Source organism: Streptomyces sp. NPDC048057 (genome assembly GCF_040653095.1).
Taxonomy (GTDB): domain Bacteria; phylum Actinomycetota; class Actinomycetes; order Streptomycetales; family Streptomycetaceae; genus Streptomyces.
On sequence record NZ_JBEZNF010000069.1, the window covers coordinates 1 to 3,512 of the forward strand.

The window sequence follows — 3,512 nt, forward strand, 5'->3', positions numbered from 1 at the left end:
GGCTTTTCGATGCGGGGTTCTTCGGGATCTCGCCGCGTGAGGCGCTGGCGATGGACCCGCAGCAGCGGCTGCTCCTGGAGACCTCGTGGGAGGCGTTGGAACAGGCGGGCCTCGATCCGCTGTCGCTGAAGGGCACGGACGTCGGGGTGTTCTCCGGCGTGTCCAGCCAGGGGTACGGGGCCGGTGCCGGGGTGGTGACTCCCGAGTCCGAGGGCTTCGCGGGGACGGGCGCGACGCCGAGCGTGGCGTCGGGCCGGGTGTCGTACGTGTTCGGCTTCGAAGGTCCCGCGGTCACCGTGGACACGGCCTGCTCGTCCTCCCTGGTCGCGATCCACCTGGCCGTGCAGGCGCTGCGGCACGGAGACTGCTCGATGGCGCTGGCCGGCGGCGCGATGGTGATGTCGACGCCCGGCAACTTCGTGGCGTTCTCCCGGCAACGCGGCCTGGCCACCGACGGCCGGTGCAAGGCGTTCGCGGACGGCGCCGACGGCATGGGGCTCGCCGAGGGCGCGGGCGTCGTCGTGCTGGAGCGCCTGTCGGTGGCCCGCGAGCGCGGCCACCAGGTCCTCGCGGTGCTACGGGCCAGCGCGGTCAACCAGGACGGCGCGTCGAACGGCCTCACCGCCCCGAACGGTCCGTCACAGCAGCGCGTGATCCGCAGCGCCCTGGCCAACGCCGGCCTCTCGCCGTCGGACGTGGACGTCGTGGAGGGCCACGGCACCGGCACGGCCCTCGGCGACCCGATCGAGGCACAGGCGCTCCTCGCCACGTACGGAAGGAATCGGAACCCCGAGAAGCCCTTGTGGCTCGGTTCGTTGAAGTCCAACATCGGCCACACGCAGGCAGCGGCCGGCGTGGGCAGCGTGATCAAGATGGTGCAGGCGCTGCGATACGGCGTCATGCCGCCGACGCTGCACGTGGACGAGCCCACGACCGAGGTGGACTGGTCGGCGGGCGCGGTCGAGCTGCTGACGGAGGGGCGCGCGTGGCCGCGCGAGGACCGTCCGCGCCGGGCGGGCGTGTCCTCTTTCGGCGTGAGCGGGACCAATGTGCATCTGATCCTGGAGGAAGCACCGGAGGAACCGGTCTCGGAGGAAGTCGCCCCCGAGGGTGTGGTGCCGCTGGTGGTGTCGGCGCGGGGGCATGGAGCACTGTCCGGGCAGGCGGGGCGGCTCGCGACGTTCGTCGAGACCGCCGGTGGGGTTTCGACGGCCGCGGTGGCGGGGGCGTTGGTGTCGGGCCGGGCGCTCCTCGACGAGCGCGCGGTGGTCGTGGCGGACTCGGCTGAGGAGGCACTCGCCGGGCTGCGGGCGCTGACGCGCGGCGAGAGCGGCCCCAACGTCGTGTCGGGCAGCGTCGCCGGCTCCGGTGTCCCGGGCGACCTCGTGCTGGTCTTCCCGGGGCAGGGGTCGCAGTGGGTGGGGATGGGGCGTGAGCTGCTGGATTCTTCGTCGGTGTTTGCGGAGCGGGTGGGGGAGTGCGCGGTGGCGCTGGGCCGGTGGGTGGATTGGTCGTTGGTTGATGTTTTGCGGGGTGAGGTGGAGCTGGGGTTGTTGGAGCGGGTGGATGTGGTGCAGCCGGCGAGTTTTGCGGTGATGGTGGGGTTGGCTGCGGTGTGGTCGTCCGTGGGTGTTCGGCCGGATGCGGTGCTCGGTCACTCGCAGGGGGAGATCGCTGCGGCGTGTGTGGCGGGTGCGTTGTCGCTGGAGGATGCGGCGCGGGTGGTGGCGTTGCGCAGTCAGGCGATCCGTTCGGAGTTGGCCGGGCGTGGGGGCATGGCGTCCGTCGCCCTGAGCGAGGAGGAGGCGGCCACTCGTCTGGAGCCCTGGGCGGACCGGGTCGAGGTCGCGGCCGTCAACGGGCCGTCGTCGGTGGTGATCGCCGGCGACGCCGAAGCGTTGGACGAGGCGTTGGAGGCCCTGTCCAGGGATGGTGTTCGGGTGCGGCGGGTGGCGGTGGACTACGCGTCGCACTCCCGTCACGTGGAGGACATCCAAGGCGCCTTGGCGGAGGCCCTGTCCGGGATCAGCGCGAAGGCTCCGGTGGTGCCGTTCTATTCGACCGTCACCGGCGGTTGGGTGGAGGGTGCCGGGGTATTGGACGGTGGGTACTGGTATCGCAACCTGCGGGGTCAGGTGCGGTTCGGCCCCGCGGTCCACGATCTCCTCGGTCAGGGCTACGGGGTGTTCGTGGAGGTCAGCGCCCACCCCGTACTCGTCCAGCCCGTCACCGAGATCGTCGACGGCATGGACGCCGCCACCGAAGCGGTGGTGGCGGGCACTCTGCGGCGCGAAGAGGGCGGACTGCGGCGGCTGCTGGCCTCGATGGCGGAGCTGTTCGTACGCGGCGTGGCCGTGGACTGGGCGGGGGTGCTGCCCGCCGCGGCAGTGTCCGTGCGCGCGGCCCTGCCGACGTACGCCTTCGACCACCAGCACTACTGGCTCACTCCGGGCGAATCGGCCACGGACGCGGCGGCGTTGGGACAGGCGGCCGTGGATCACCCGCTGCTGGGCGCCATGGTGCGGCTGCCGCACTCCGACGGGCTGGTCTTCACGTCCCGCCTCTCGCTCCGCTCGCACCCCTGGCTGGCCGACCACGCCGTCGGCGGTGTGGCGCTCCTGCCCGGTACGGGTCTCGTGGAGCTGGCGGTGCGGGCCGGTGACGAGGTGGGGTGCGGTGTTCTGGAAGAGCTGGTGATTGAGGCACCGCTCGTGGTTCCCGAGCCCGGCGGCGTGCGCGTACAACTGACTCTGCACGCACCGGGGGAGAACGGCACACGCGTCATCGAGGTGTACTCCCAGCGCGAGGGCGACGGCGGCACGTGGACACGCCACGCCACCGGACTCCTGGCGACGGCACCGTCAGCGACGGCGGGGGAGGGACCGGAGCACGACTTCACCGCCTGGCCGCCGCCCGGGGCCCAGCGGGTCGAGGTGGAGGCGGACGACTTCTACGACGGCCTGGCCGCGCAGGGCTTCGGCTACGGTCCGGCGTTCCAGGGCGTACGGGCGGCGTGGCGGCGAGGCGAGGAGGTGTTCGCCGAGGTGGCCCTGCCCGAGGAGCAGCGCAAGGATGCCGACAAGTACGGCATCCACCCCGCGCTGCTCGACGCGGCCCTGCAAGCCGGGACCTTCGGCGCGGCGGCGGACCCGGCGGCGGAGGAGCCCGGGGGCCCCGTCCTCGCCTTCGCGTGGAACGGCCTGGTGCTGCACGCTGCCGGCGCCGAGACCCTGCGCGTACGCGTCGCGCCGTGCGGCCCGGACGCGCTGTCCGTACAAGCCGCCGACGAGACCGGCGGTCTGGTCGTGACGTTGGATTCGTTGGTGTCCCGGCCGGTGTCCGCGGAGCAGTTGGGGGCGGCTTCGGGCGCGGGGGATTCGCTGTTCGAGGTGAACTGGGTTGAGGTGCCGGCGCCGCGGGGTGAGGTGCTGGGTTGGGTGCCGGTGGTCAGTGCGGGCGATGTGAAGGACTTGGCCGCGGGTGGCGAGGTGCCTGCGGTGGCTGTTCTGGAA

General features: G+C 72.5%; 1 protein-coding gene. It reads left to right on the forward strand.

What is annotated here, in order from left to right:
* Nucleotides 1-50: 50 nt before the first annotated feature.
* Nucleotides 51-3,512: type I polyketide synthase (locus AB0E05_RS36315; protein ID WP_361971873.1), on the forward strand; the 3,462-nt coding region annotated here is incomplete at its 3' end.